The sequence below is a fragment of the Methylobacterium frigidaeris genome (genome assembly GCF_022179185.1).
In the GTDB taxonomy this organism is placed as follows: domain Bacteria; phylum Pseudomonadota; class Alphaproteobacteria; order Rhizobiales; family Beijerinckiaceae; genus Methylobacterium; species Methylobacterium frigidaeris.
Map to the genome: position 1 here is coordinate 1 of NZ_BPQJ01000064.1, position 24587 is coordinate 24587.

The window sequence follows — 24587 nt, forward strand, 5'->3', positions numbered from 1 at the left end:
CGGCGCCCCGTCGGTGAGCGGTCGTTTAAGGGTAGCCGGCTCGCCTGTCAACCACGGTGCGCGTCGGGTCGCCGACCAGTTCAGTCTGACCGATGCCGGCGCGCACCCCCTCCCCTCGCCCGGGGGACGGGATCGAGCCAGTGCCCGCCAGGATGATCGTGCCGACGGCCCCTCGCGGTCGGACGGGTGGCCGGCTCGATCCGGTCGTAGACTGGAACGGCTCCGACAGCGGCGCTTCGCGCTTGCCAGCTGAGCCGTAGAACGGCAGGCTCCGCCCGGCGACGATGGTCGGCGGCCGAGTGCCGCGGCACGCTCTCGTCGGATAACGGAATACGGGACGTCCGGAATCATGATCATAAGGACTGCAAACGCCGAGGCCGGCGAGGGACGGGACGGCGTCGCGCCCGGGCTTCTGCACCGCCGGTCGTTTCTGTTCGGCTCGGCCGCGTGCCTGGGTGGGCTCGGGTTGGCCGGTTGCGCAACCTCCGACGGAATGAGCCTCGCCGAGGCGTCGGCTCTCTACGGGCCGGTGCCGACGGAGAAGTTTCCGATCCCGGCGGTCGATGTCAGCAAGGTCAATCCAAAGTACTACCGTCGCACGGTGCAGTATACCAGTACGGAAGCGCCTGGCACGATCATCGTCGATCCGGCCAACTATTACGTCTACCGGATCGAGGAGGGCGGTCGCGCGACGCGCTACGGCGCCAATGTTGGCCGAGACGGGTTCCGGTGGAGCGGAAACGCCTATGTCGGGCGCAAGAGCGAATGGGCGACCTGGACCCCGCCCAAGGAGATGATCAAGCGCCAGCCCGAGGCTGCCAAATATGCCCGCGGCATGCCGGGCGGCCTCGACAATCCTCTCGGCGCCCGCACACTCCATCTCTACCAGAACGGCGCCTATACGCTCTACACGATCTACGCCAGCAGCGACCCCGAATCGATCGGCTCGGGTATTACCAGCGGCTGCGTCGGCCTGCTGAGCCAGGACATGATCCACCTCTACGAGCGCACGCCGGTCAAGACGAAGGTGGTGGTCCTGTCAGCTTAGGATCGGTGCCGGCCGAGTTTTTTCCCCGGCCTGTCACACCCCGCGCCCCTGCCTCGTCCTATCGTCGAACGGGTGGTCGCACGTTCTTCAGGAGGAGACGGGCGCATGAAGATCGTTGTGATCGGGGGCTGCGGGCTCATCGGCAGGCAAGTGACCGCCGATCTCCTGCGCGAAGGGCACGAGGCGGTCACCGCCTCCCCGAGCACGGGGGTGAACGCCCTCACCGGGGAAGGCATCGCCGAGATGCTGGCCGATGCGGCGGTCGTGGTCGACGTGGCGAACGCGCCGTCCCTCGAGCCCGCGGCGGCGCTCGAGTTCTTCGAGCGGTCGGGCCGCAACCTCCTCGCCGCCGAGCGGCAGTCGGGCATCCGGCACCACGTCGCCCTCTCGATCGTCGGCACGGACCGCCTCCAGGAGAACGCGTACTTCCGGGCCAAGGAGGCGCAGGAGAGGCTGATCGCGGCCGCCAGCCTCCCCTACATGATCGTGCGCGCGACGCAGTTCTTCGAGTTCGTCGCCACCTCGCCGAGGCCGCGGTGGCGGGCGACCGGTTCGACGTGCCCGATGCCGATTTCCAGCCGATCGCCGCGGTCGACGTCGCGGCGGCCCTCGCCGAGGTGGCCGTCGGGGTGCCCGCCAACGGGACGATCGAGATCGCCGGGCCGGACAGGCTCCCGTTCCACGACTTCGTCGCCCGGCGCATCGCCGCCTCCGGCGACGGCCGGGCGGTGTCGGCCGACCGGACGGCGCGCTACTTCGGCGCCCGGTTGGAGCGGGGATCCCTCGTTCCCGCGGACGAGGCTACGGCGCGCCTCGGACCCGGACCCGTGTCCGGCGCGAAAGCTTCCCATCCTGCGTCGAGGCGCCGAAGGGCCGCCCTGTCCTGCGGGAGGATGGCGCCGCCGGCTTCTCCACCGCCTGCCGGAACCCGGCCCGGGCCGCGCAATGCGATCATCGACGATCAGGCATCCGGTCCGACGCAGACCGGCCGTCTCGCCGGGCAACCCCGCCTCCCAGAGGAGCTGCGCGGCTTCCTCCTAGAGGTGCCCATCATACCCTTCGAGTTCGAGGGGGAACTTGAGCGAGCGGCGGACCGCCTCGTCGTCATCGACGACGAGGATGGGTCCCGTGGGCGCCCGCTATCTTCGGCCGACGGCTGGCTGCCGGCATTGATCTCGCGCAATCGGATAGCGGAACGGGCTCATCCCACGTGGCGGCGTGCGGACCCCTCTCCGCTCATTCCGGGCCAGGCCGAGGGTCCCAACCCGATCAGCTCGGCCACGCGAGGGGCCGCTTGGGGCCAGAATGTGCGAGGAAAGATCCTTCTGTAGCCTCTGCATTTTCACACAGCCACGGTCGATCGCAGACCTCAGCGGCTATCGCTCGCCATTCGCAACCTCGCAGGCGCACTCTCTCTCAGGACCTGAGGGCTGCTGTCCCCGATTTCGGCCCCACCCCGTCCGGCACCGGCACCGAGGTCGCGCCGTAATTCGCGTTGAGATAAAGGTTCGGCCCCTCGTAGAGGTTGATCTGCCGGGCGACGATGACCGTGTAGGCTGATTGGTCAGCGACCGGCCGGCTGCTGTCAACGATCAGCCGGCCCGCCGGCAGGTAGATCGTGCCCAGCATCGTGCGGGCGTTGTCGCTGATGATCCGGTACTGCCGCATCGGCGCCGCCGGACCCGGTGGCGGCGGGGGCGGCGGCGTGACGTAGGTATTGATCGGCACCGGGACGGGATCGGAGACTGTCCGCTGCTCCGCCATGAGCAGGCCGGCCATCAACCCGCTCGTCGGCGCAGTGAGGCTGATCGTCGTGTCCTTGTCGAACAGCAGCCCGCCCTTGTCGCCAGTGAAGAAGAACCCGACCCCCTCGCCCATCATTGTCGCCTTCTTGTCGACGATCAGCGGCCCATCCTTCATCACGTAGGTGCCGGCGCGAAGCCTGACGATGGCATTCTCGGTGATGCGCAGGCCGCCGCAATAGGTGCCGGGCTCGAGGGTGACGGCCCCCGTCACGATGTTGGGAGGACCGGGTGGCGGCTTCTTCGCGAGCGGATTGGCCCACGGGCCCAGGATCACGCAGTTGTAATCCGGCGTCGGCAGCGGACGGTCTCTAAGCGGATCGCTAATCGGCGCGCAGTCGGTGATCGGTGCCGGCGTGAACAGGGCTTTGGACCCATCGAAGCCGCCTGCCGAGCAGATCGACATGGCCCGGGCCGTCGCGCTGTCCTTGCCCAGGATGCCGCTCGGACTCACGGAGTTCGAGTAGAGAGAGCAGCCATCGGCGGTGACCTTCGCGTTCTTCTCCATGTCGAACGCCCCCTTGGCGGAGGGATCAAGGGCGAGCAGGCACAGGCGGACCGAGCCGACAAGCTGCGCTTTCGCGCGGACGATCAGGGTGGTGGAGGGCAGGCTGAGCAGCTTGCCCATGAGCGAGGGCACCGTCTCCTCGATCACCGTCGATACGGAGCTGCGCCGGTCGCCGATCTCGGCCGTGACGCTACTGCTGCGGTCGGCGGGTGTGCGCGCCTGCACCTGGATCGTCTGCCGGGTGACGCTCGCCACCGACGCGTCGTCGGCATTTGCAAGCTTGAGCATATTGGCGCCGGCGAGCACCCCGGCATCGGCAGCGCTCTGCAACTGGGCCTTGCGGTAGAGCAGCCGGCTATACTCCACGCCAGCGCTGACCGAGGCCAGCAGGACCGGTAGGGCGATCGCAAAGGTGACCATGACGGCACCGCTGCGGTCGCAAGCGAACCTCCGAGCCTGCTTGAGCACACGCTTCAGCAATGTTATGCAACCGATGGTCGTAAGGATATTATTCATAGCTACACGACACAATCTTGCGGATCATAATTGAATGATTTGACAATATTATTGGTTAAACGGCAAGCAATACGTTTCCTCGCACTTAAGGCGTCTATTATGCCGCTTGGGGGTCTGATTGCATGCCACACTGTGCCCTTTCGTGCATCCCGGCTCTGTCATGGTGATAATTTGGCGGGCTCAGGCACTGCCTTAACCACCGTTAAAGGTCGTAAGCACCGCCTCACATAGCCGAGCTGATCGGGTTCCGACCCTGGTCGTCCCGCTCCACGCGATTGACACCCTCCCGGTCATTCCCGGGCCGCGCAGCGGAGCCTGGAACCCAGAACCGCTGGTCGTGCAGAAAAAGGCGGGCGACACTTCGTTTGATCTCACCTGCCTGAGCGTCGGGGTTCCGAGCCCCCTGCGCGCCTCGGATCGACGTTGAGGCTTTTTCACTTCGGCTGCCCAGACGGGATCTCAAGTCGTGGAAGAGTGGCTGTCTCCTCTACATCCCACCCCAGAGTTCATGAACGTCAACCGCCAGCGACGTGATGGTCGCGGCATCCAGGAGCCCGTCCCAGGTCGGCATCGCGCTCTTGCCTCCACAGTGGATCGTCGCCACCACCTCCTGTGGTGCGGAGCCGTAGAGCCAGGCCGTGTCGGCGAGGTTCGGGGAGCCCATTTCCGCATTTCCCCTGCCCTCCTCGCCGTGGCAGGCGGCGCAGGTCTGGGGGCAATGATCCCGGCGCCCTTCTCGGGGCCCAGGGACAGCGCGAAAGCCTTGCCGGACCGGGAGAGGACGTAGTTCGCGACCGTCTCGACCTCATCGCGCTTGAGGATCTCCGCGTCGGGCTCGACCATGTCGCGCTGCCCGGCGATCCCCTCGCCCGCGCCATGGCGGATGGGCGGCTCTCCCGCAACGTCCAGGGCGACACGACGGATGCTGCCGGCGCGCTGATCAGCTTCGGGGCCTCGTCCATCTCCAGCCTGCCCGGCGGCTACGCCCGGAATGTCCTCGACATCGCCGCCCGCGGCGACGCCTTGCGGCTGGGCCGCCTCGCCACCGCCCGAGGCCTCGTGCCGACGCCGGAGGATCACCCGCGCCGGGAGGTCATCGAGCGGCTGATGCGCGACCTCGCGGTCGATCTCGGCGCGGTCTACCGCCCGGCATGGCGTTGCGGCCTCGCCGCCTTCGCGAGCGAGCTGGCGGCGCTCGCCGGAATGGAACGCCTCGGGGTGGTGCGTCGGGTGGGCAACCGCATCACGGTGCCTGAGGACATGTGCGGTTGTCCGGCGGGCCGGGCCAGCACTCGCCGAGCCTGTGCGCGCCCGTCCCGCGGAGAGCGAGCGGGAGACCGCAGGTCGCGGGATCGAAACCGGCCGGGGGCCGTTCTCAGGCCACGAGCCGCGGAGTGAAGATTATCTTGCGCGGCGTTGCGAGGTCGTCATGAACGCAAGCCCCGATGGGTCGATCATCCAGCGCGAGGCCCCGAGGCCCGATCTCATCGCCTTCGAGGTCAAGGACCGGATCACCAAGCCGGACATCGAGTGGATGTCCTCGATCGCCGAGGCGGCCATGAAGACGCACGGCACGATCGACATGCTGCTCATCATGTCGAACTACGAGGGCTCGGACCTGGGCGCGCGGTTCGACGGCTACGCCACCTCGGTGATGGCCCGTTCGGTCGCGCATATCCGGAACTACGTCGTGGTCGGCGCGCCAGCCTTCGCGCGCGCCATGATCACCCTGTCCGGCACGGTCCTGCCGGTCGAGACCAAGACCTTTGATCTGTCGGAAGAGGCGGCAGCCTGGGCCTACCTCGCCGAGGCGGGACCGGCCAAGGCCTGAACGGGTCAGCGCTGGCGCGGGACGTCGATGCCGACTCGCCCGCCATCCGCACGAGACCGGCGAGCGAGCGGGCCTCCATCTGCTCGATCACCCGGCGCTTGAACCCGACGCTCGCGGACCTTGGCGGCGATCTCCGAGATGCCGAGTTCGGCGGCGATCTGCTTGCTCATCAGCCCGCCGATGGCGAGGCCGAAGACGTCGCGCTCGCGCCCCGTGAGGGAGGCGAGCCGGCCGGCGAGCGCGCCCTGAGCGACGTGTTTCGGCCTGTGCGGCGGCGTCGAGGATCGCGTCGACGTCGGCGGGCTTCGTCATGAACGTGACCGCCCCGCATCGCCTTCACCGTCATCGGGATCGTGCCGTAACCGGTCAGGAGGTAGCCGGGCGTCGCGAACAAGGCGCGCGGGCTCGAGTCCACGCGGCGCGCCACCAGGCTCGACACGTTCAAGGTCGCGATCCGGATGCCGAAGTCCAGTCCCTCCCCCACTAGGTCGACGATGCTGTCGGTGAGCACGAGATCGGCCTGGAGCGCCGGATGCGCCGTCATGAAGTCGACGAGCGTCGGCGCGACCACCTTGCGGCCGAAGGCTGTCGACGCGGTGAGACGCAGCCGCCCGGACGCTCCGGCCGGGGCTCGTCGTGCTCGCCTCCCTGGCGGTCGGGCTCTCGGCGACGGTGGCGCAGGAGATCGTGCCCCTCGCCGCGCATCTTAGCCAGCCTGAGCGTCGCGGCGCCACGGTGGGCACGATCCTGTCGGGGATCCTCACCGGCATCCTGCTCAGCCGCACGCTGGCCGGGTTCGTCGCCACCCGTGCCGGGTGGCGCGAGATGTTCTGGCTCGGCGTGCCGCTCTCCCTCGCCGCCGGCGCCCTGATGGCCGTCGCGCTGCCGCACAGCCGGCCCGACGCGAGCCTGCGCTACGGCCGGCTCCTCGCCTCGCTCGCCGGGCTGTGGCGGGACTTCCCGGCCCTGCACCTTGCCGCGGTCACCCAGGCGCTGATCTTCTCCGCCTTCACGGTGTTCTGGACCGTCCTCGCGTTCCGGCTCGCCGGGCCGCCCTACGGCTACGGGGCGGACATCGCCGGGCTGTTCGGGATCGTCGGCATCGCCGCTCGCCGGGCGCCTCGCCGATCGCAGCGGCCCGGCCCGATCGTCGCGACGGGCGCAGTCCTGACGCTGGTATCCTGGGTGGTGCTTGGCCTCTCGCCGTCGCTGGTTGCCCTGGTGGTCGGGGTGGTGCTGCTCGATTTCGCGATGCAGGCGGCGCTCGTGGCCAACCAGCACGTCGTCTTTGCCCTCAAGCCCGAGGCGAGGGCGCGGCTCAACACGATCCTGATGGGCGCGATGTTCCTCGGCGGCAGCGCCGGCTCGGCGGCCGGTACCGTCGCCTGGCAGGCGGGCGGCTGGCCGCGGCAGTCGTGGGTTTAGGGATCGCCCTCGGGGCGCTGGCGAGCGCGCCCCAGGCCGTCGCGACGCGCCGACGCCGAGGCCGCAGCCCTGCGGCGAGCGATCCACCCGCGTAGCGCCGACGGCCACGAGACGCCGCCGGGTCACCCCCGGCGGCGTTCAGGGTCACGTCCCGATCTCGATCCGCGCCTCGACCCCGAGCAGCCGCCCGAGCCCGCGCAGGCGGTTCGACAGGCGGTCGCTGGCAAGGTCGCGCAGATCCTGCGGCAGCGTGAGAACGATCGCGCCGTCGCGCATCGCCAGCGGTGTGCGCGGCAGGATGCCCTCCATCGCCACCGAGACCGGGAAGGCCACGCGCAGGACAGCGCCGAGCAGGCGCGCCTGCTCGAACAGCCGCGGGCCGGCGAGCTGGCGCAAAAGCGGGCTCGCCTTCTCGGGGGCGACGCCCTCGTGGCGGAAGAATACGGCCACCGCCAGGTAGGCGCGGCCCGGATGGTCGATGCCTACGAAGGAGGCGTGGGCGATGACGTTGAGGCTCTGCTCGCCGCGGTAATCCGGATGGGTGCGCCAGCCGACATCGGCGAGGAGACAGGCGGCATGGCGCAGGCGCCGCTCGTCGGCGGTCTCCGGCGTCGACAGGCTCGCCATGAAGGCGTCGGTCCAGGCCTGCAGCTCGGGGCCGTGACCGGGGCTGCGGCAGCGCAGGCGGTTGAGCTCGGCGGCCGCGATGAGCAGCGGGTCGCGGGCGCGCGCGGCGGCGTCGAGCTTCTCGTAGAGCAGGCCCTCGCGCACGCCGGTGGCCGAGATCGCGATCTCCCGCGGACGCCCGGAGCGGATCACCTCTTCGAGCACCACCGCCCCGTAGGCGAGGAGGGGGCGCCGCGCCTCCGACACGCTCTCGACGGCGGCAAGCGTCGCGGCGTCGGATTGCTCGACGACCTGGAGGAAGGACAGCTCGTCGTTCGGCTCGATGGCGTAGCCGTGCATCACGTGCAGGCGGTAATCCCGCGCCGCCTGGTGCAGGCGGGCGAGCGCCCGCCAGGTGCCGCCGACGGCGTAGAAGGTGCGGCCCTTGAGCGTGTCGAGCTGCGGACCAGCTTTTTTGAGCGCTTCCGCCGCGATCTTGCGGGCCTTCTTGAGCGAGCCGCCGCTGAGATCCTGGAGTGCCAGCCCGCCGAGCGGCATGGTCACGCCGCTGCCGACCGACGAGCCGCGCAGGTCGACGAGCTCCAGGCTGCCGCCGCCGAGATCGCCCACCACGCCGTCCGGTGCGTGGAAGCCCGAGATGACGCCGTAGGCCGAGAGTTCCGCCTCGCGCCGGCCGGAGAGCAGCTCGATCGGGTGACCGCAGGCGGCTTGAGCGGCCTCGAGGAAGGCCGGGCCGTTCTCGGCATCGCGGGCGGCGGCGGTGGCGAGGACGAAGACCTGGCCGACATGCATGGTGTCGCACAGGACCCGGAACCGGGCGAGGGCCTGGAGGGCGCGGCGCACCGCCTCCTCGTTGAGGCGGCCGGTGGTCAGCACGTTGCGGCCGAGGCCACACAGGACCTTCTCGTTGTAGAGCGGCGTCGGCGCCCGGCCGATGCCCGCATAGGCGACCAGCCGGACGGAGTTCGAACCGATATCGATGATCGCGACGGGGGCGCCGGGCTCGATCTGGGCGAGCGCGGCTTCGTTCAGGGCGGTACGATCCAGGCCCATCCAGGTCCTCATGACGGGAGCGCCGCCCGACGGAGGGGACCCTGGGACCCGCCCGGGGCCTCGTGTGTCAGGCGCGCTGGGCGCGCCGGCTGAGCGCGCGCGGACTCGACTTCTTCGATGCCTTCCCACGGCCCGACAGGCTGGGGTTGGTCATGAAATACTTGTGCGCGTTGAAGGGTTCCTCGCCCTCGGCGGGCTCGATCCGCTCGCTCGCGCCCGACGCCAGTACACGCCAGCTCTGCTGGTTGTCGAGGAGATTCGCCATCATGATCTGGTCGAGCACCTGCTGGTGCACCGTCGGGTTGAGGATCGGCAGCATCGCCTCCACCCGGCGGTCGAGGTTGCGGCTCATCAGGTCGGCCGACGAGATGTAGACCCGCGCCTTGGGGTGGGGCAGCCCGACGCCGTTGCCGAAGGCGTAGACCCGTCCGTGCTCCAGGAAGCGCCCGACGATCGACTTGACCCGGATGTTCTCCGACAAGCCCGGAACCCCGGGCCTGAGGCAGCAGATGCCGCGCACCACGCAATCGATCGCCACGCCGGCCTCGCTCGCGTCGTAGAGCGCGTCGATGATCTGGGTGTCGACGAGCGAGTTGCACTTGATCCAGATCGCCGCCGGGCGCCCGGCCTTCGCGTGCGCGATCTCCTCGGCGATGTGCCCGAGCAGACGCGCCTTCAGCGTCAGCGGCGAGACCGCCATCCGCTCCAGCTCCGCCGGCTCGGCATAGCCGGTGATGAAGTTGAAGATCCGCGAGACGTCGCGGCCGATCACCGGGTCGGCGGTGAAGAACGACAGGTCGGTGTAGATCCGGGCGGTGATCGGGTGGTAGTTGCCGGTGCCGACGTGGCAGTAGCTCACCAGGCGGTCGCCCTCGCGGCGCACCACCATCGAGAGCTTGGCGTGGGTCTTCAGCTCGATGAAGCCGAACACCACCTGGGCGCCGGCCTTCTCGAGGTTGCGGGCCCAGCGGATATTGGCTTCCTCGTCGAAGCGGGCCTTCAGCTCGACGAGAGCCGTCACCGACTTGCCGGCCTCGGCGGCCTCGGCCAGGGCCGCGACGATGGGCGAGTTCGACGAGGTGCGGTAGAGCGTCTGCTTGATCGCCACCACGTTCGGGTCGCGGGCGGCCTGCGACAGGAACTGCACCACCGAGTCGAACGACTCGTAGGGGTGGTGGACGATGAAATCCTTCTGGCGGATCGCCGCGAAGCAATCGCCGCCGCTCTCGCGGATGCGCTCGGGGAAGCGCGGGTTGTAGGGCTTGAACTTCAGGTCCGGCCGGTCGATCCCGACGATCTGCGACAACTCGTTGAGCGCCAGCATCCCCTCGACCACGAACACCGCGTCGGCGGCGATCTCCAGCTCGTCGGCCACGAAGGTGCGCAGGTCCTCCGGCATGGTGGCGACGACCTCGAGGCGGATCACCACGCCGCGGCGGCGCTGCTTGAGCGCCGTCTCGAAGTGGCGCACCAGGTCCTCGGCCTCCTCCTCGATCTCAAGATCGGAGTCGCGCACCACCCGGAAGCCGCCCTGGCCCTTGACCAGGTAGCCCGGGAACAGGCGGCTGGTGAACAGCACGATCACCTGCTCGATGGCGATGAACCGGGCGGTGCCGCTGCCACCGAGATCGGGCAGGCGCACGAAGCGGTCGATGATCGAGGGCAGGCGGATCAGCGCCCGCAGCACCCGGGCGTCGCGCGGGCGCACCAGGGTCAGCGCGATGGTCGAGCCGAGATTCGGGATGAACGGGAACGGATGCGCCGGATCGATGGCGAGTGGCGTCAGAACCGGGAAGATGTGCTGGAGGAAGTAATCCTCGAGCCAGGCCGCTTCCTCGGCGGACAGGTCCATCGCCTCGACGAGGTCGATGCCGTCGTGGTGCAGTTCCTCGCGCAGCTCGCGCCAGCGGCCCTGCTGGTCGCGGGCGAGGCCGGTGACCTCGGCGTCGATGCGGGCGAGCTGCTCGGCGGGCGACAGGCCGTCGGCCGACGGCGCGGTCAGCCCGGCCCTGACCTGGTCGTGCAGGCCGGCGACCCGCACCATGAAGAACTCGTCGAGGTTGTTGGCCGAGATCGACAGGAAGCGCAGCTGCTCGAGCAGCGGGTGGCCGGTATTCGAGGCCTCCTCGAGCACCCGGCGGTTGAACTGCAGCCAGGACAATTCGCGGTTGACGTAGCGGCCCGGCTCGTGGCGCAGGGCCCGGCCGGCCGCGACCGCCTCGGCCTTGGCCTGGCGGGCCGCGTGCTGGGCGGCGTCATGGGCCGCCTCGGCCTTGGGCTGCCCCTTGGCGAGGATGTCCGCTTCGTCGCGCCGGGCGCCCTCCACCTTCTCAGGCGTCGCCTCGGTCTCGTCGAGGACCGGGATAGCACTGGCTCCGGCAGCGGTGTCGGACACGATGGCTCCTCCTTGGTCGAGGCCGGGGCGCGGCTCTCAGCCTTCCCCGGTGACACGACAGTTTGACATTTGCGTGAAGGGCGCGGGAGATAACCGTTCGCGCCCGCGCGCGGCTCCTTCGGGCTCACACGTTGTCAGCCTCGTCGTACGCCCCCTCCTCCGCTCCCTCCAGAGCCGCCAGGGTGGCGAGCGCCAGCGGCCGGGTGATGCGCCGGCGCCGGCTCAATCCCTCCCGGTCGAGGAGCGCCACCACGTCGCGGGCGCGGGCCAGCGACCGGTCGAGGCGCAGGGCCAGGGCGTCGACCACGCTGGTATCGACGACGAGCTGGCGGTCGAGGAACAGCTTGACCAGCACGACCTTGAGCAGGGCCTCGTCCGGCGGGGCGACGCCGATGCCGGGCGCGAGGCGCAGGCGTGAGCGGAGGTCCGGGACGGACAGGCCCCAGGCCTCGACGGGACGCGAGGCGGTCACCACCACGCTCAGGCCCCGCTCGCGGGCGAGGTTGAGGAGGTGGAACAGGGCGGCCTCGTCGCGGCCGTCCGCCCGGTCGGCATCCTCGATCACCAGGGCGTCGGCCCGGGCCAGCTCCGGCACCGCCTCCGCCGTCACGGCGGCGACCGGCACCGTCACGGCCCCCGAGCGCTCGGCGAAGATCGCCGCGAGGTGGCTCTTGCCGCTGCCCGGCGGGCCGGTGAGCACCAGGACGCGGTCCGGCCAGTCGGGCCAGGCCTCGATGCGGGCATAGGCACCCTCGTTGGACGGGCTGACCAGGAAGTCCTCGGAGCCGAAGCGGGGGGCGACGGGCAGGTCGAGGGCGAGCTGGCGCGGCTGGTCGGGCATGCGGTGTCGGGGGCTCGTGCGGTCTCAGGGCTTCGATATGGCGGGCGGGGCGGGATTCGCCACCGTGACCGCGGCGACCTTCGCGTCTGGGTCGAGGATCGGCGTGCCGTCGTGGTAGAGCCGGCTCTCCAGGTAGCGTTTCACCCCGAACCGGGCGATGACGCCGAGGGCCGCCGCCACCGGCACCGCCAGCAGCAGGCCGAGGAAGCCGAACAGCGAGCCGAAGGCGAGGAGCGCGAACATCAGCCAGACCGGGTGCAGCCGCACCGCGTCGCCGACCAGCTTGGGCTGAAGCACGTTGCCCTCGAGGAACTGCCCGACCAGGAACACCCCGACCGTCAGCACCACCGAGACCCAGTCGGGCCAGAACTGCACCAGGGCGACGCCGGTGGAGAGCAGGAAGCCGGTGAGCGAGCCGACATAGGGGATGAAGGTGAGGAACCCCGCCATCAGGCCGATCAGCACGCCGAAATTGAGCCCGACCAGCCACAGGCCAACGGCGTAGAAGGTGCCGAGGATCAGGCAGACCAGGCTCTGGCCGCGGATGAAGGCGGTGATCGCCCCGTCGATGTCGCGGGCGAGCATCCGGGAGGTGGGGCGGTGGCGCGGCGGCACCCAGCGGTCGAGGGTCGCAATCATCCGGTCCCAGTCGACCAGGAGGTAGAACGCCACCACCGGCGTCACCACGAGCAGCGAGACGATGCCGACGATCGCCTGGCTGCCCGACCACAGCGAGCGCAGGAAGCCGAGGATCCAGGCCACCGCCTGCCCCATCAGGTTGCCGACCGAGGATTGCAGCTCCTGCACGGCACCGTGGCCCCCCGCCCGCTCGATCAGGGGACCGGCCCGCTCGGCGATGATCGCCTGGAGCTTCGCGATCATTCCCGGCAGCGAGGCGACGAGGGCCGCGATCTGGTTCGCTGCGAGCGGCACCACCAGGATCAGGGCCAGGATCAGCCCGAGCAGGAAGACCGCCAGGATGATCAGCGTCGCGGTGAGCCGCCCGAGCCCGAGGCGCTCCAGTCGGTCGGCGACGGGGTCGAGGGCGTAGGCCAGGGCCGCGCCGGCCACGAAGGGCAGCAGCACGTCGCGCAGCTGGTAGAGCAGGAAGACCAGCAGGGCGAGCACGGCCAGGGTGATGGCGGCCCGGCGTTGGATCGGCATTGCGGTTCAAGCCCGTCGCACGCGCGAATCCGTCGCGCCCCGGCCGGACCGAGATGGAAGGACGGCGCCGCAGGGTCAAGCAGGAGAAGGTCAGGTCGGAGACTTGGGCCGAAGGACCCGGCCCCCCTGCACCACTGCCGAGGCCACCGACAAGCCGGCGAGCGTCGGCATCGCGACGGCCTCGGCCGCGCCTGCCGCGATCCCGAGGGCCCGGCTGCCGAGGAGCCAGGCCAGGAAGGCGATCTGGCCGGCGGTGTTGAGCTTGCCGATGAGAAGCGGCGGGGTCTCCAGCGGGCGGCCGGCGAGCCGGGCGAGGCCGGCCGCCAGCACCACCAGCGTGTCGCGCGCGATCAGCACGGCCGGGAACCAGGCCGGCACGAGTCCGGCGAGCGTCAGGCTCAGCAGGACAGCGAGCATCAGGGCCTTGTCGGCGAGGGGATCGAGGATCGCGCCGAGGCGGCTCGTCAGGGCGTAGCGGCGGGCGAGGACGCCGTCGATGCCGTCCGAGATCCCGGCGAGGGCGAAGAGCAGGAAGGCGGTGCCCCAGGCCTCCCGGGTGATGGCCCAGACGACGAACGGCACCAGGGCGAGGCGCGCGGCGGTGATCAGGTTCGGCAGCGACTTCGGGAAGGTCTTCGGCAGCGTCATGACTTCCGGGCTGCCCCGACTCGCGGTCGCGGGCAAGAGCGGCTAAGAGCGGTCGCAACAGGTGCAGGATCGAGGCGAAGGGTCGAGGGATGACGACGGGCGAGCGCCAGAACGGGATGACCTACGCGGAGGCGGGCGTCGACATCGATGCCGGCAACGCCCTGGTCGAGGCGATCAAGCCCCTGGTGCGGGCGACCCGCCGGCCGGGGGCCGATGCGGAGATCGGCGGCTTCGGCGGCCTGTTCGACCTGAAGGCCGCGGGCTTCAAGGACCCGATCCTGGTCGCGGCCAATGACGGCGTCGGCACCAAGGTCAAGATCGCGATCGAGACCGGGCGCCACGCCACGATCGGCATCGACCTCGTGGCGATGTGCGTCAACGACATCATCGTGCAGGGCGCCGAGCCCCTGTTCTTCCTCGACTATTACGCCACCGGCAAGTTGGTGCCGGGGATCGGCGCCGACATCGTCCGGGGCATCGCAGAGGGCTGCCGCCAGGCGGGCTGCGCGCTGATCGGCGGCGAGACCGCCGAGATGCCGGGCCTCTACGACGGCGCCGATTACGACCTCGCCGGCTTCGCGGTCGGCGCGGCGGAGCGCGGCGCGCTGCTGCCGGTGGCCGGCATCGCGCCGGGCGACGTGGTGCTGGGCCTGCCCTCGTCGGGCGTGCACTCGAACGGGTTCTCGTTGGTGCGCCGGATCGTGGCGGCCTCCGGCCTCGGCTACGACGCGCCGGCGCCGTTCGCGCAAGGGATCAGCCTCGGCGAGGCGCTGCTCGAGCCGACCCGCATCTACGTCAAGCCGCTGCTCTCGGCCCTGAAGGAGACCGGGCCCGGCGCGATCAAGGCGCTCGCCCACATCACCGGCGGCGGCTTCCCCGACAACCTGCCGCGGGTGCTGCCGGACGGCGTCGGCATCGCCCTCGACCTCGACGCGGTGAAGGCGCCGCCGGTCTTCGGCTGGCTCGCCCGCCAGGGCAACGTCGCCGAGGCCGAGATGCTGCGCACCTTCAATTGCGGCATCGGCATGGTGGTGGTGGTCGATCCCTCCCGGGCCGAGGCGGTGGCCCAGGCGCTCCTCGCCGCCGGCGAGGCGCCGGTGCGCCTCGGGCAGATCACCCCGCGGGGCGAGAGCCCGGTCACCTATGCGGGGTGGCTCGCCCTATGAGCGCCCGCGCCAAGGTCGGTATCCTCATCTCGGGCCGCGGCTCCAACATGGTGTCGTTGCTGGAGGCCGCGCAGGCGCCGGACTACCCGGCCGAGATCGTGCTCGTCGCCTCGAACAGGCCCGACGCGCCCGGCCTCGCCCGGGCGGCGGAATCCGGGATCGCCACCGCGGCGGTCGACCATCGCGCCTATCCCGACCGGGCCGCCTTCGAGCGGGCGCTGGACGAAGCTCTGCGCCGCCACGGCGTCGAGTTCCTGGTGCTCGCCGGCTTCATGCGGGTGCTGACACCCTGGTTCGTCGAGGCCTGGGCCGGGCGGATGCTCAACATCCACCCCTCCCTGCTGCCGCTGTTTCGCGGCACCCATACCCACGCCCAGGCCCTCGCCGCCGGCGTGCGCGTCCATGGCTGCACGGTGCATTTCGTGGTGCCGGAGCTCGATGCCGGCCCGATCGTCGCCCAGGCCGTCGTGCCGGTGCTGCCGGAGGACGACGAGGATACCTTGAGCGCCCGGGTGCTGGTGCAGGAGCACCGGCTCTACCCCGCGGCCCTGGCCCTGGTGGCGAGCGGGCGGGCCCACCTCGACGGGGACCGCGTGGTGTTCGCTGATGGCAGCGGGGCTGCCGAAGGCGCGCTGGTGGCACCTGCCCTGGCCTGATCGCGGCGCAAGGGCGGCAGAGATCGGAGGCAAGTGTCGGCAGCAAGCATCCGGGCCGGAAGGGCCCGGCCGCCACGAGCATACCGCTCCCGCACCGTCGCTCCTCACCTCCGCCCGGAGCGTGGTGGAGGCGACCCGCATGGTTCGGCCGTGTCGCCGCGCCGGATATCGGGTGGGTTCTGCTTGCGCTGATCAATCCGCGCCGGCCTGCTCGCGGCAGCGACCGCCGGGATGGAAGACCGATGCAATCGGCGATCGGCAGCGGCACGACGTCAAGCCCACAGGATGATCTGACAATTCTTCGCCTTCGGATTGTTCTTCACAAGAAATACAACTTCAGATAGATCAGATACCGGGGCGAGTCCGGAGGCGCCGGATGTTCTTCATCATGGCGGCGACGATCAGCGGCGGCCTGACCGCCGTGGCCTGGACGCTGCAGTACGGGACCGGCTGGGCGATCGTGTTCGGGATCCTCACGGCGACGGTGTGCGGCGCCCAGGCGGCCCTGATCCTCGCCGCCATCGAGCGCCGCGAGGATCCGGATCCCGGAGAGCGGGACCGCGCGCCCGCCGGACCGGCGCCTCCGGCCGGCCGCGCCGCCGAGGCGGCGGAGGTCACGGTGCCGCATTCCCCGCGGACGGAACCTTAAAGCTTTCGCATCAGGATTGCGGAGCACGGCGCGATCTGGCACCGGCATTCGCGTCATTCGACAGCCCGGGGCCGCGAGGCCCGCACGGATCACCCTCACATGTCCAGAGCGTCGCGCTATCTCGGCTGGCTGATTCTGGCCGCCATCACGGTGTCGACCATCGCGCCGATCGGGTACCGGCCGATCAGCGGCATGCCGGTCTCGATCGAGCGGTTCGGCGCCTTCGCGGTGCTCGCCTTCCTGCTCGCCCTCGGCTATCCGCGCCACCGCTGGCAGGTGCTGGTGCTGACGGTGGCGGCGGCCGGCGCCCTCGAGGCGTTCCAGCTGCTCGAGCCGACCCGGCACGGCCGCGTGGCCGACCTGATGGTCAAGGTGGTCGGCTGCGGCGTCGGCGCGGCGGCCTCCCTGGCCGCCGGCCTGGTCCGGCCCCGCCTCGGCACCCGCGGCGAGGCGTGATCGCTAGTTGATGCTGTAGGCCCGCTCGATGACGACGCCGCAGCTCTCCGCCAGGGTGAACGCCATCTCGCGCGTCAGGCCGAAGATCAGCGGGGTTTCGCCGCGATAGAGCGTGTAGCGGCCGTCGGGCCGCACCATGATGCGAACCGCCTCCTGCATGGCTGCCTCCTCCGATGGCCGGCCCGTTCTCTGCGGGCCGACCCAAGGGCGGGGAGCTTAGGCTGATTCGGGGGGGCCGCGAAGGGGCCCGATTCAAGCGGCGCGGCTTTTCGCCCGGCGTCGCCGTTTCGTCTTCGGCTTCGGCGTCGCGGCCTTGCCGAGTTCGGTCAGCGCCGCGCGCTGCTGGCGCCGCACCGCGTTGGCGGCATGGCCCATCCAGAAGCCGGCGGCCCGGTTGGCGGCGGAGAGCCACAGGCTGTACGGGGATCCCTTCATCGCGATCTGCACCTCCGCGGAATCAACGGCCGGGCCCCTCGGGGAGTTGCGTCCGATGTCACGGCTCCTCCGCCCGGCGGCTCGCCTTCGGAGCCCCGACATCGGCCTTCTGCGCCTCCGCCCCGATCGACTGGCGCCACTCGGCGAGGAAGCGGGCGCGCCTGGCCCGGTCCTGCACCGCGAGCAGCACCGGCCCGACGGTGATCGGCCGGAAGGCGCCGGCGGCGGAAAGGCTCGGCGGACCGTCGATCCCGGGCGGCAGGGGGCCGGTGCGGTCGAAGAAGAAGGCCTCCTCGCGAGAAACCCGCTGGCCGCGCTCGGACAGGAGGTAGTCGATGAAGGCGAAGGCGTCCCCCACCGCCCGGGCGGTGACCGGCACCAGGACGGCGCGGCTCAGGACCAGGGTGTAATCCCGCGGCACCACCAGGCCGAGGCGGGCGCCCCGCCGCATCGCCCGGTAGACGTAGGAGCCGAGCAGGTTGTAGCCGATGGCGATGCGCCCGGTCTCGAGATCGGCGATCAGGTCGCTGGTGCAGCAGCGAACCTGCAGGTTCGCCCGCCCGAACGCCTCGACGAGGCGCCCGTAGGTGGCCGCAGCGCGGCCGTCATAGGCGGCGAACAGGTAGCCGATCCCCGATAGCGTGATGTCGTAGGAGCCGATCCGCCCGGCGTAAGATTCGGGCTTGCGCCGCAGGAGATCGACGAGCTCGACCCGGCTGCGCGGCAGGTCCTCGCGGGGCACCAGGTCGGGCCGGTAGGCGATCACCGCCGGCTCGGTGGTGAAGCCGAACACCTCGTTGCGCCAGGCGGCCCAGTCGGGCTGGCGGCCGGTCTCGATCGAATGGTGCGCCCGGGCGCAGCCGTCATTGGCGAGCTTGATCAGGTGATCGACCGAGGAGGAGATCACCACGTCCGCCGGCCGGTCGCGATCCGCATGGCCCACGGCGCAGGACGCCGCCACCTCGCCGAACAGGTCGGCGGTGATGTACTCGTGGTAGACCACCGTCACGTCCGGATAGAGCTGCTGGTAGTCGCGGATCAGCGGCGCCATGGCGTCGATATCCGCGGCGGAGCGGATCGTCAGGGTGGTCCGCTCGTGCTCGCTCGCCGGGAAGCGGGTCGATTCCTCGGCGGCGGCAGGGCCCGCGAGACCAAGAGCGAGGCCATAGGCGAGCAGCCGGGCGAGGCGGCGGATCACGGCCGCCCCTCCCCGTCCGGCAGGGACAGGATCACGCAGAACCCCTTCCCGGAGTGGACCTCGAAGCGCATCTCGCCCCCATGCGCCGCGGCGACCTCCGCGGCGATCGACAGGCCGAGGCCGGATCCGACCGTGCCCCCGGTGGCGGCCTGGAACGGCTCGCGCACCCGGGCCCACTCGCTCGCCGGGATGCCCGGCCCGTCATCCTCCACCGCCACCACCACCCGGCCGCGCTCGCGCCCGACGCGGACCGTGAGCCGGCCGCGGGCACCGTGCTTGAGGGCGTTGTGGATCAGGTTCGCCAGGGCCTCGCGCAGCGCGATGGCATCGCCCGGGATGGTCAGGGCCTCGTCCGGTCCCTCGTAGCCGATATCGATCGCCCGGTCGCCGGCCTGCGGCACCGCGTCGATCAGGGTGCGGCGGGCGAGCCCTGCCACGTCGACCGGATCGAAGGCCGCCGAGCGGGCGCGGTGGATCACCATGGCGTGGTTGAGGAGCTGGTTTGTCAGGTGCCCGAGTTCCGCCATGCGCGCGCGGATGCGGGCGAGCTGGTCGCGCCGGCGGCCCTCGTCGGTCTCGTTCGACAGGAGGTCGAGCTGGGCGACGAGGGCCGTCAGCGGCGTGCGGATCTGGTGCGCGGCATCCGCGATGAAGCGCTTCATCACCGCGACATGGCCCGAGAGCCGGCCCATGAAATGGTCGATCGACGCGACGAGCAGGTGGATCTCCTGCGGGGCGGCGAGGCCGAGGGGCTGGAGGTCGTTGGGCCCCCGGGCCGCCAGCACGCCCTCGATGGCGCCGAGGGGCCGCAGGGCCGCCCGCACCGCCACCGCGACGGCGCCGAGCGCCAGCGCGCTCATCGCCAGCACCATCACGCTCGCCTTGACGGTGAGCGCGCGGGTGAGCTGGGTCCGCGCCTCGCGGGTCTGGGCCACCACCACGGCGGCGAACCCGGCCTGCGTCGCATCCGGCACGTAGCGGCCCGTCACCACCGCCCGCACCGCCTGGCCGCGATGCTCGCCGTCGAGGAGGAGCGGCCCGGCGGCGAGGCGGGCGCGGTCGACCGGGATCCCCAGATCGGCATCGCCCGTGAGCAGCCGGTCGGCGGGGTCGACCACCTTGTAGAAGATCCGGTCACGGGGGCTCAGGGCCAGCGTCTCGAAGGCCGAGAAGGGCGGGTCGACCGAGATCGTGCGCCCGTCGCTGGCGATCGTCTCGGCGATCTGGAGCGCCGCGCCGACAAGGAGCCGGTCATAGGCCTCGTCCGCCGCGAGCCGGGCCGAGGCCCAGGCCGCGACGAGAAGCAGGCCCGCCCCGACGGCCAGGACAAGGGCCAGCACCGCGACGAGGCGGGAGAACAGGGAGGAACTGCGCGAGATCATGGGCGGCAGATGATGGGCGTGAGATCATGGATCCGGACAGACCACCTGATAGCCCAGCCCCCGCAGGGTGCGGATCTCGGCCCGGGCGCCGGCGGCGGTGAGCTTGCGGCGCAGGCGCGCCACGATCTGCTCGATGGCGTTCTCGCTCGATTCCTCCTCGAAAGCGAAGACCCGTTCCAGCAACTCGCCTTTGGCGAAGATGCGGCCCGGCCGCGCCACCAGGATCTCGATCAGGGTCCATTCCCGCCGCGTCAGTTCCAGCGGCTCGCCCGCCACGCTGGCGGTGCGGGCCTCCCGGTCGAGGCGCAGGTTGCTCAAGGTCAAGGCGTTGTCGGCATGCCCGCTGTTGCGGCGCAGGAGCGCACGCACCCGCGCCTCCAGCTCGCGGAAGTCGAACGGCTTCACCAGGTAGTCGTCGGCGCCGAGATCGAGGGCGCCGACCCGGTCGTCGACCTCCGAGCGGGCGGTGAGCACCAGGACCGGTACCGGGCCGCGGCGCGCCCGCAGGCGCTTGAGGATCGCGAAGCCGTCGAGCCCCGGCAGGTTCACGTCGAGGATCACGAGGTCGTAGGCCTGAACCTCCAGAACGGCGTCCGCCGCCGCGCCGTCCGCCTCCCAATCGACCGCGTGGCCGAGCCCGCGCAGGCGCACCGCGATGGCCTCGCCGACGTCCCGCGTGTCCTCGACGAGCAGGATGCGCACGAAACTTCCTCTTCGATTTCCGAACGGAACTATCTGTCAGGTTGGCAACAGGTTCGAAGGCTACCCCACCCTCCAACGCCCGGCCAAGCGGGCCGCAGGACGAACCAAGGGGAGGACCACCATGAACGCACGCCCGACCATCGTCCCCGAGCCGCTGCTCCAGGTCGAGGGCGTCACGCTCCAGTACAAGACGACCGATCATCTGGTCACCGCGACCTACAGGGTTGATTTCGAGGTGATGCCGGGTGACCGCTACATCCTGCTCGGGCCGTCGGGCTGCGGCAAGTCCACCCTGCTCAAGGCGATCGGCGGCTACATGAATCCGGTCGAGGGCGAGATCAGGCTCAAGGGCCGCAAGGTCACCGAGCCCGGCCCCGATCGGATGATGGTGTTCCAGGAATTCGACCAGCTCCTGCCCTGGAAGACGGTCAAGCAGAACGTGGCCTTCGCGCTCACCGCGAGCGGCCGCGCCACCGGCGCGGAAGCCGAGGACCGGGCGATGTCCTACATCGAGAAGGTGGGCTTGGCGACATTCGCCGATTCCTTCCCGCACATGCTCTCGGGCGGCATGAAGCAGCGCGTGGCGATCGCCCGCGGCATGGCGATGGAGCCCGACATCCTCTTGATGGACGAGCCCTTCGCGGCCCTCGACGCGCTGACCCGCCGCAAGATGCAGGACGAACTCCTGCGCCTGTGGGAGGACACGCGCTTTACGGTCCTGTTCGTCACCCACTCGATCGAGGAGGCGATCAAGGTCGGCACCCGCATCCTGCTGCTCTCGCCCCATCCCGGCCAGGTCAAGGCGGAGCTCAACAGCCTTCCGGCCTCGGAGCTGGGCACCGCCGCGCAGGGCGCCCTCGAGACCCGCATCAACGACATGCTGTTCGCCTGACCAACCAGACTTATCCGGGAGACACGCCGTGACCGCCACCCTCGCCCCCCTTCACGTCCCGTCGGCCCAGCGGCCCGAGATCGTCCGCGAGACCTCCGCCGCCGGTGCGATCAGCGTCGAGCAGCGCCTGTCCTTCGCGGAACTCGCCTACCGCCAGAGCTGGCTGCGCAAGGCCGTGGTGCTCGCCGTCCTGGCGGTGGTCTGGGAAGCCTATGGCCGCTGGCTCGACAACCCGCTGCTGTTTCCGACCTTCTCCGCCACGGTCGAGGCCTTCGCCACCGCGATCCTGAGCGGCGAGATTCCCGCGAAGGCGCTGGTCTCGCTCCAGACGCTGGCCATCGGCTACGGCATCGGCATCGTGCTCGCCGCGCTGCTGACCACGCTCGCCATCGGCTCGCGGATCGGCACCGACCTGCTCGAGACGCTGACGGCGATGTTCAACCCGCTGCCGGCGATCGCGCTGCTGCCGCTGGCGCTGATCTGGTTCGGCCTCGGCCAGGGCAGCGTGGTCTTCGTCCTCGTCCACTCGGTGCTGTGGGCGATCGCGCTCAACACACATGCGGGCTTCCGCTCGGTCTCGAACACCCTGCGGATGGTCGGGTTGAACTACGGCCTGCGGAACCTGGGCCTCGTGCGGGCAATCCTCATCCCGGCGGCCTTCCCCTCGATCCTCACCGGCCTCAAGGTCGGCTGGGCCTTCGCCTGGCGCACGCTGATCGCGGCGGAACTCGTTTTCGGCGTCTCCTCGGGCTCGGGCGGCCTCGGCTGGTACATTTTCGAGAACCGCAACGCCCTCGAGACCACCAACGTCTTCGCCGGCCTGTTCACCGTCATCATGATCGGCCTCTTCGTCGAGAACGTGATTTTCGCCAACATCGAGAAGAAGACGATCCGCCGCTGGGGCATGCAGCACTAGGCAATCCGGTCGCCGCGCCCCCTGGACCCGCCGTGGTCCGGGGGGCAAAGACGCCCCGCAAGAACGACCTATTGGGAGGCAAACCCATGTTCGCACGCAAGCTCATCGGCCTCGCGGCCGGCGCCGCCCTGGCGCTCTCGATGTCCCTCGCCCCGGCCCAGGCCGAGGTATCCGAGGTCCGCATCTCCAAGGGCTATGGCGTCCTCTACCTGCCGCTCTTCGTGATGCAGGAGAGGAAGCTCCTGGAGGCCCAGGCCGCCAAGGCGGGTCTCGGCGACGTCAAGGTGACCTGGCTCACGCTCGACGGCGGCAACGTCATCAACGACGCGATGATCGCCGGCTCCCTCGACATCGCCGGCACCGGGGCGCCTGGCTTCCTCGCCCTGTGGTCGAAGGGCCGCGGCAGCCCGAAGACCGAGGTGATCGGCGTCTCGGGCATGTCGGCGACGGCGCTCGACCTGAACGTCAACAAGCCCGAGATCAAATCGCTCGCCGACTTCACGCCGAAGGACAAGATCGCGATTCCCGGCATCAAGACCTCGCTCGCCGCGGTGGTGCTGCAGATGGCAGTGGCCAAGCAGTTCGGACCCGAGAACTACACCAAGCTCGATTCCAGCACCGTCGGCTTGCCCCATCCCGAGGCGGTGGCGGCCCTGCTCTCGGGCAAGACCGAGATCGTCGCCCACTTCGCCTCGCCGCCCTTCACCGGCGTCGAGCGCGCCGACCCGAAGGTGCGCACGATCCTCAAGGCCTCGCAGATCTTCGGCAACATCACCCTCGACGTGGTGTTCGCGCTCAAGCGCTTCACCGAGGCGAACCCGAAGACGACCCAGGCCTTCCTGGCCGCCTTGGACGAGGCCTGCGACTTCATCGTCACCAACAAGGCCGAGACTGCCGCGATCTTCGCCCGCGCCTCGAAGGTGAAGGTGAGCCCGGCGGAGGTCGCCCAGATCCTGGAGGACCCGGACAGCAAGTTCTCGGCGACGCCGCACGGCATCATGGAGTTCGTCGCCTTCATGCACCGCGCCGGCATCATGAAGACCAAGCCGGCGACCTGGCAGGATCTGTTCATTCCTGCCCTGCGCGAGCGCGCCGGCAGCTGATCCGCTCCGGGCCCGCCACGGCGTCCCGACCTCGCTGCGCGGCCGGCACGGCGGGGCTCTTTACCTCTGGTTAACCTCGCCCGATCCTGATGCCGGCCATGCCGACTCAGCCTCTGACATCCCACCTTGCCCCGGACCCGCTCGGCGACGCCCGGGACCTGCACGCCAGCATCGCGGCCCTGCGCCACCTCCTCATGGCGCAGGGCCGCCAGTTCGAGGCCATCGAGCGCCGCCTCTCTCCGGCCCGCAGCCCGGCCGAAACGGGCGCCATGCGCCTGCGTGCCCTCAAGGCCGGCGGCGTCTGACACCGGCACGCAGCAGAGCATCAACCCCAAAGTGCAGAACTGTCGGTGATGCACGTGGGTGACCAAGCCGTAACCTTGATCGACTCAGCGATGGACCACCCCTCGCCGTACCGCGTTATTCGGTTGACAGTGAGGGGAGTATTCCAGCGTGGATAGCTGCAGTGGGACGCCCGTCAGCCTGACCCTTGGTCAACGCAGGATCGAGGGTGTCCTGCGGGCCGTGGGCGAGTTCGTCGAGATGCCTGGCGCGCCCGGAAGCCCGGCGCGCCGGCTGCGCAACCTGATCCTCGATTTCGGGCCGGCCTGCGCCCCGGTGGAGGTCTGGCTGGCCGAGCCGGAGTCGCACGAGCTTGCGGCGGCGCCTAGTCCTTCATCAAGGTCCTGAGCACATCCAGGATGTCGTCGCCGCGGCAGGGACGGGCGACGAAGCGGGCATGGGCCGGCATCCGGTCGGGATCGGGCTTGCTGCGCCCGGACACGACCACGATCGGCAGGTCGGGGCGCATCTGCGCCGCGTTGCGGGCGAGATCGAAGCCGTCCGTCTTGCCGGACAGCTCGACATCCGTGATCAGCGCGACGATGTCCGTCCGCCCGGTGAGCAGATCGAGAGCGCGCTCGGCGGAGGCCGATTGCAGCGCCTCGAAGCCGGCCCCATCCAGCACGTCGCTGAGATCCATGATCGTCAGCGCCTCATCCTCGACCACCAGGATCACGGGCCGCTCCTGCTGGGTGCCGTCCTTGGCATTCACGGTGTCGTTTCCCACGTCGCCTGTCCTTGCCGGTCTGGCCCGTCCGGAACACCCGCCCGGAAGCGGCGCGGTCGGAGAGGCCGTCGTCATCTCTTCGGGCGGCCGATCCCGGCCGGGCGG

Annotated in this window: 26 protein-coding genes and 2 pseudogenes; 13 read left to right on the forward strand and 15 right to left on the reverse strand. The window is 70.3% G+C overall.

Annotated features, from left to right (window positions below; all coding sequences use genetic code 11):
- The first annotated feature begins 349 nt into the window (after positions 1–349).
- Together MFF64_RS33180 and MFF64_RS33185 are read left to right on the forward strand one after the other, a co-directional pair.
- Positions 350–1048, forward strand: a complete 699-nt coding sequence (locus MFF64_RS33180) for a L,D-transpeptidase (RefSeq protein ID WP_099901814.1) — start codon at positions 350–352, stop codon at positions 1046–1048.
- Between the two features lie 105 nt (positions 1049–1153).
- Positions 1154–1869: pseudogene (locus MFF64_RS33185) on the forward strand (SDR family oxidoreductase); the annotation flags it as partial.
- Positions 1870–2464: 595 nt separating this feature from the next.
- Here the strand turns inward: MFF64_RS33185 and MFF64_RS33190 are convergent.
- Complete coding sequence (locus MFF64_RS33190) at positions 2465–3778, reverse strand: TadE/TadG family type IV pilus assembly protein (protein WP_238193467.1); 1314 nt, start codon at positions 3776–3778, stop codon at positions 2465–2467.
- 583 nt (positions 3779–4361) lie between these two features.
- Positions 4362–4574: pseudogene (locus MFF64_RS33195) on the reverse strand (cytochrome-c oxidase, cbb3-type subunit III); the annotation flags it as partial.
- A 176-nt stretch (positions 4575–4750) separates the two neighbouring features.
- On the opposite strand from MFF64_RS33195, the gene MFF64_RS33200 reads away from it, so the two are divergent.
- Both MFF64_RS33200 and MFF64_RS33205 read left to right on the forward strand, forming a co-directional pair.
- Positions 4751–5272: an oxygen-independent coproporphyrinogen III oxidase gene (locus MFF64_RS33200; RefSeq protein ID WP_099908223.1), complete on the forward strand. Its 522-nt coding sequence runs from the start codon at positions 4751–4753 to the stop codon at positions 5270–5272.
- A 31-nt stretch (positions 5273–5303) separates the two neighbouring features.
- Positions 5304–5705, forward strand: coding sequence for a SpoIIAA family protein (locus tag MFF64_RS33205; protein WP_099908221.1), 402 nt, complete (start codon positions 5304–5306; stop codon positions 5703–5705).
- 5 nt (positions 5706–5710) lie between these two features.
- Here MFF64_RS33205 and MFF64_RS38250 read toward each other — a convergent pair whose 3' ends face one another.
- Together MFF64_RS38250 and MFF64_RS33210 are read right to left on the reverse strand one after the other, a co-directional pair.
- Complete coding sequence (locus tag MFF64_RS38250) at positions 5711–5887, reverse strand: hypothetical protein (RefSeq protein WP_099908219.1); 177 nt, start codon at positions 5885–5887, stop codon at positions 5711–5713.
- Positions 5875–6276, reverse strand: a complete 402-nt coding sequence (locus MFF64_RS33210; protein WP_238193469.1) for a LysR substrate-binding domain-containing protein — start codon at positions 6274–6276, stop codon at positions 5875–5877. Before MFF64_RS33210 ends, MFF64_RS38250 begins: the two co-directional genes overlap by 13 nt.
- A gap of 65 nt (positions 6277–6341) precedes the next feature.
- On the opposite strand from MFF64_RS33210, the gene MFF64_RS33215 reads away from it, so the two are divergent.
- The gene (locus MFF64_RS33215) at positions 6342–7130 is read left to right on the forward strand and encodes an MFS transporter (protein ID WP_099908215.1); all 789 of its coding nucleotides are present in this window, start codon (positions 6342–6344) and stop codon (positions 7128–7130) included.
- A gap of 144 nt (positions 7131–7274) precedes the next feature.
- Here MFF64_RS33215 and ppx read toward each other — a convergent pair whose 3' ends face one another.
- The 5 genes from ppx to MFF64_RS33240 all read right to left on the reverse strand — a co-directional run bounded on the left by ppx (position 7275) and on the right by MFF64_RS33240 (position 13858).
- Positions 7275–8810: an exopolyphosphatase gene (ppx, locus tag MFF64_RS33220; protein WP_099908213.1), complete on the reverse strand. Its 1536-nt coding sequence runs from the start codon at positions 8808–8810 to the stop codon at positions 7275–7277.
- A 67-nt stretch (positions 8811–8877) separates the two neighbouring features.
- The gene (locus tag MFF64_RS33225; protein WP_238193470.1) at positions 8878–11205 is read right to left on the reverse strand and encodes an RNA degradosome polyphosphate kinase; all 2328 of its coding nucleotides are present in this window, start codon (positions 11203–11205) and stop codon (positions 8878–8880) included.
- A 124-nt stretch (positions 11206–11329) separates the two neighbouring features.
- Positions 11330–12046: a P-loop NTPase family protein gene (locus tag MFF64_RS33230; RefSeq protein WP_099908211.1), complete on the reverse strand. Its 717-nt coding sequence runs from the start codon at positions 12044–12046 to the stop codon at positions 11330–11332.
- A gap of 24 nt (positions 12047–12070) precedes the next feature.
- Positions 12071–13204, reverse strand: coding sequence for an AI-2E family transporter (locus tag MFF64_RS33235; RefSeq protein ID WP_099908225.1), 1134 nt, complete (start codon positions 13202–13204; stop codon positions 12071–12073).
- Between the two features lie 96 nt (positions 13205–13300).
- On the reverse strand, positions 13301–13858 hold the full coding sequence (locus MFF64_RS33240; RefSeq protein ID WP_099908209.1) for a CDP-alcohol phosphatidyltransferase family protein: 558 nt from the start codon (positions 13856–13858) through the stop codon (positions 13301–13303).
- Between the two features lie 89 nt (positions 13859–13947).
- On the opposite strand from MFF64_RS33240, the gene purM reads away from it, so the two are divergent.
- The 4 genes from purM (at position 13948) to MFF64_RS33260 (ending at position 16785) form a co-directional block, all read left to right on the forward strand.
- Entirely contained in the window at positions 13948–15024 is a 1077-nt protein-coding gene (purM, locus tag MFF64_RS33245; protein WP_099908207.1) for a phosphoribosylformylglycinamidine cyclo-ligase, read from the forward strand.
- Positions 15021–15680 (forward strand): phosphoribosylglycinamide formyltransferase, encoded by a 660-nt coding sequence (gene purN, locus MFF64_RS33250; RefSeq protein WP_099908206.1) that lies wholly within the window; start codon positions 15021–15023, stop codon positions 15678–15680. Before purM ends, purN begins: the two co-directional genes overlap by 4 nt.
- Before the next feature lie 376 nt (positions 15681–16056).
- On the forward strand, positions 16057–16329 hold the full coding sequence (locus MFF64_RS33255; RefSeq protein ID WP_099908204.1) for a hypothetical protein: 273 nt from the start codon (positions 16057–16059) through the stop codon (positions 16327–16329).
- Between the two features lie 99 nt (positions 16330–16428).
- Positions 16429–16785, forward strand: a complete 357-nt coding sequence (locus MFF64_RS33260; RefSeq protein WP_099908202.1) for a VanZ family protein — start codon at positions 16429–16431, stop codon at positions 16783–16785.
- 3 nt (positions 16786–16788) lie between these two features.
- Here MFF64_RS33260 and MFF64_RS33265 read toward each other — a convergent pair whose 3' ends face one another.
- From MFF64_RS33265 to MFF64_RS33285, 5 genes are all read right to left on the reverse strand, one after another.
- Entirely contained in the window at positions 16789–16944 is a 156-nt protein-coding gene (locus MFF64_RS33265; RefSeq protein WP_165795879.1) for a hypothetical protein, read from the reverse strand.
- Between the two features lie 93 nt (positions 16945–17037).
- Complete coding sequence (locus MFF64_RS33270; RefSeq protein ID WP_133123729.1) at positions 17038–17220, reverse strand: hypothetical protein; 183 nt, start codon at positions 17218–17220, stop codon at positions 17038–17040.
- A 58-nt stretch (positions 17221–17278) separates the two neighbouring features.
- The gene (locus tag MFF64_RS33275) at positions 17279–18418 is read right to left on the reverse strand and encodes an ABC transporter substrate-binding protein (protein WP_238193471.1); all 1140 of its coding nucleotides are present in this window, start codon (positions 18416–18418) and stop codon (positions 17279–17281) included.
- The gene (locus MFF64_RS33280) at positions 18415–19800 is read right to left on the reverse strand and encodes a sensor histidine kinase (protein WP_238193472.1); all 1386 of its coding nucleotides are present in this window, start codon (positions 19798–19800) and stop codon (positions 18415–18417) included. The genes MFF64_RS33275 and MFF64_RS33280 overlap by 4 nt, the downstream gene beginning before the upstream one ends.
- Before the next feature lie 24 nt (positions 19801–19824).
- Positions 19825–20502 carry a response regulator transcription factor gene (locus MFF64_RS33285; protein WP_099902341.1) on the reverse strand — a complete coding sequence of 226 codons (678 nt, stop codon included), beginning with the start codon at positions 20500–20502 and terminating at the stop codon, positions 19825–19827.
- A gap of 121 nt (positions 20503–20623) precedes the next feature.
- On the opposite strand from MFF64_RS33285, the gene MFF64_RS33290 reads away from it, so the two are divergent.
- The 4 genes from MFF64_RS33290 to MFF64_RS33305 all read left to right on the forward strand — a co-directional run bounded on the left by MFF64_RS33290 (position 20624) and on the right by MFF64_RS33305 (position 23718).
- Positions 20624–21394, forward strand: coding sequence for an ABC transporter ATP-binding protein (locus MFF64_RS33290; protein ID WP_238193473.1), 771 nt, complete (start codon positions 20624–20626; stop codon positions 21392–21394).
- 28 nt (positions 21395–21422) lie between these two features.
- The gene (locus tag MFF64_RS33295) at positions 21423–22310 is read left to right on the forward strand and encodes an ABC transporter permease (RefSeq protein ID WP_099903960.1); all 888 of its coding nucleotides are present in this window, start codon (positions 21423–21425) and stop codon (positions 22308–22310) included.
- 86 nt (positions 22311–22396) lie between these two features.
- Positions 22397–23413, forward strand: a complete 1017-nt coding sequence (locus MFF64_RS33300; protein WP_099903958.1) for an ABC transporter substrate-binding protein — start codon at positions 22397–22399, stop codon at positions 23411–23413.
- 98 nt (positions 23414–23511) lie between these two features.
- Positions 23512–23718, forward strand: coding sequence for a hypothetical protein (locus tag MFF64_RS33305; RefSeq protein WP_099903962.1), 207 nt, complete (start codon positions 23512–23514; stop codon positions 23716–23718).
- A 362-nt stretch (positions 23719–24080) separates the two neighbouring features.
- Here MFF64_RS33305 and MFF64_RS33310 read toward each other — a convergent pair whose 3' ends face one another.
- On the reverse strand, positions 24081–24482 hold the full coding sequence (locus MFF64_RS33310; RefSeq protein WP_238193474.1) for a response regulator: 402 nt from the start codon (positions 24480–24482) through the stop codon (positions 24081–24083).
- Positions 24483–24587 lie beyond the last annotated feature (105 nt).

Excerpts from the sequence above, each read along its gene's own strand:
- MFF64_RS33180 (WP_099901814.1), top strand. The coding sequence starts at position 350 with ATGATCATAAGGACTGCAAACGCCGAGGCCGGCGAGGGACGGGACGGC.
- MFF64_RS33190 (WP_238193467.1), bottom strand. The coding sequence starts at position 3,778 with ATGGTCACCTTTGCGATCGCCCTACCGGTCCTGCTGGCCTCGGTCAGC.
- MFF64_RS33200 (WP_099908223.1), top strand. The coding sequence starts at position 4,751 with ATGGCGGATGGGCGGCTCTCCCGCAACGTCCAGGGCGACACGACGGAT.
- MFF64_RS33205 (WP_099908221.1), top strand. The coding sequence starts at position 5,304 with ATGAACGCAAGCCCCGATGGGTCGATCATCCAGCGCGAGGCCCCGAGG.
- ppx (WP_099908213.1), bottom strand. The coding sequence starts at position 8,810 with ATGGGCCTGGATCGTACCGCCCTGAACGAAGCCGCGCTCGCCCAGATC.
- MFF64_RS33230 (WP_099908211.1), bottom strand. The coding sequence starts at position 12,046 with ATGCCCGACCAGCCGCGCCAGCTCGCCCTCGACCTGCCCGTCGCCCCC.
- MFF64_RS33240 (WP_099908209.1), bottom strand. The coding sequence starts at position 13,858 with ATGACGCTGCCGAAGACCTTCCCGAAGTCGCTGCCGAACCTGATCACC.
- purM (WP_099908207.1), top strand. The coding sequence starts at position 13,948 with ATGACGACGGGCGAGCGCCAGAACGGGATGACCTACGCGGAGGCGGGC.
- purN (WP_099908206.1), top strand. The coding sequence starts at position 15,021 with ATGAGCGCCCGCGCCAAGGTCGGTATCCTCATCTCGGGCCGCGGCTCC.
- MFF64_RS33255 (WP_099908204.1), top strand. The coding sequence starts at position 16,057 with ATGTTCTTCATCATGGCGGCGACGATCAGCGGCGGCCTGACCGCCGTG.
- MFF64_RS33260 (WP_099908202.1), top strand. The coding sequence starts at position 16,429 with ATGTCCAGAGCGTCGCGCTATCTCGGCTGGCTGATTCTGGCCGCCATC.
- MFF64_RS33265 (WP_165795879.1), bottom strand. The coding sequence starts at position 16,944 with ATGCAGGAGGCGGTTCGCATCATGGTGCGGCCCGACGGCCGCTACACG.
- MFF64_RS33270 (WP_133123729.1), bottom strand. The coding sequence starts at position 17,220 with ATGAAGGGATCCCCGTACAGCCTGTGGCTCTCCGCCGCCAACCGGGCC.
- MFF64_RS33280 (WP_238193472.1), bottom strand. The coding sequence starts at position 19,800 with ATGATCTCGCGCAGTTCCTCCCTGTTCTCCCGCCTCGTCGCGGTGCTG.
- MFF64_RS33290 (WP_238193473.1), top strand. The coding sequence starts at position 20,624 with ATGAACGCACGCCCGACCATCGTCCCCGAGCCGCTGCTCCAGGTCGAG.
- MFF64_RS33300 (WP_099903958.1), top strand. The coding sequence starts at position 22,397 with ATGTTCGCACGCAAGCTCATCGGCCTCGCGGCCGGCGCCGCCCTGGCG.
- MFF64_RS33305 (WP_099903962.1), top strand. The coding sequence starts at position 23,512 with ATGCCGACTCAGCCTCTGACATCCCACCTTGCCCCGGACCCGCTCGGC.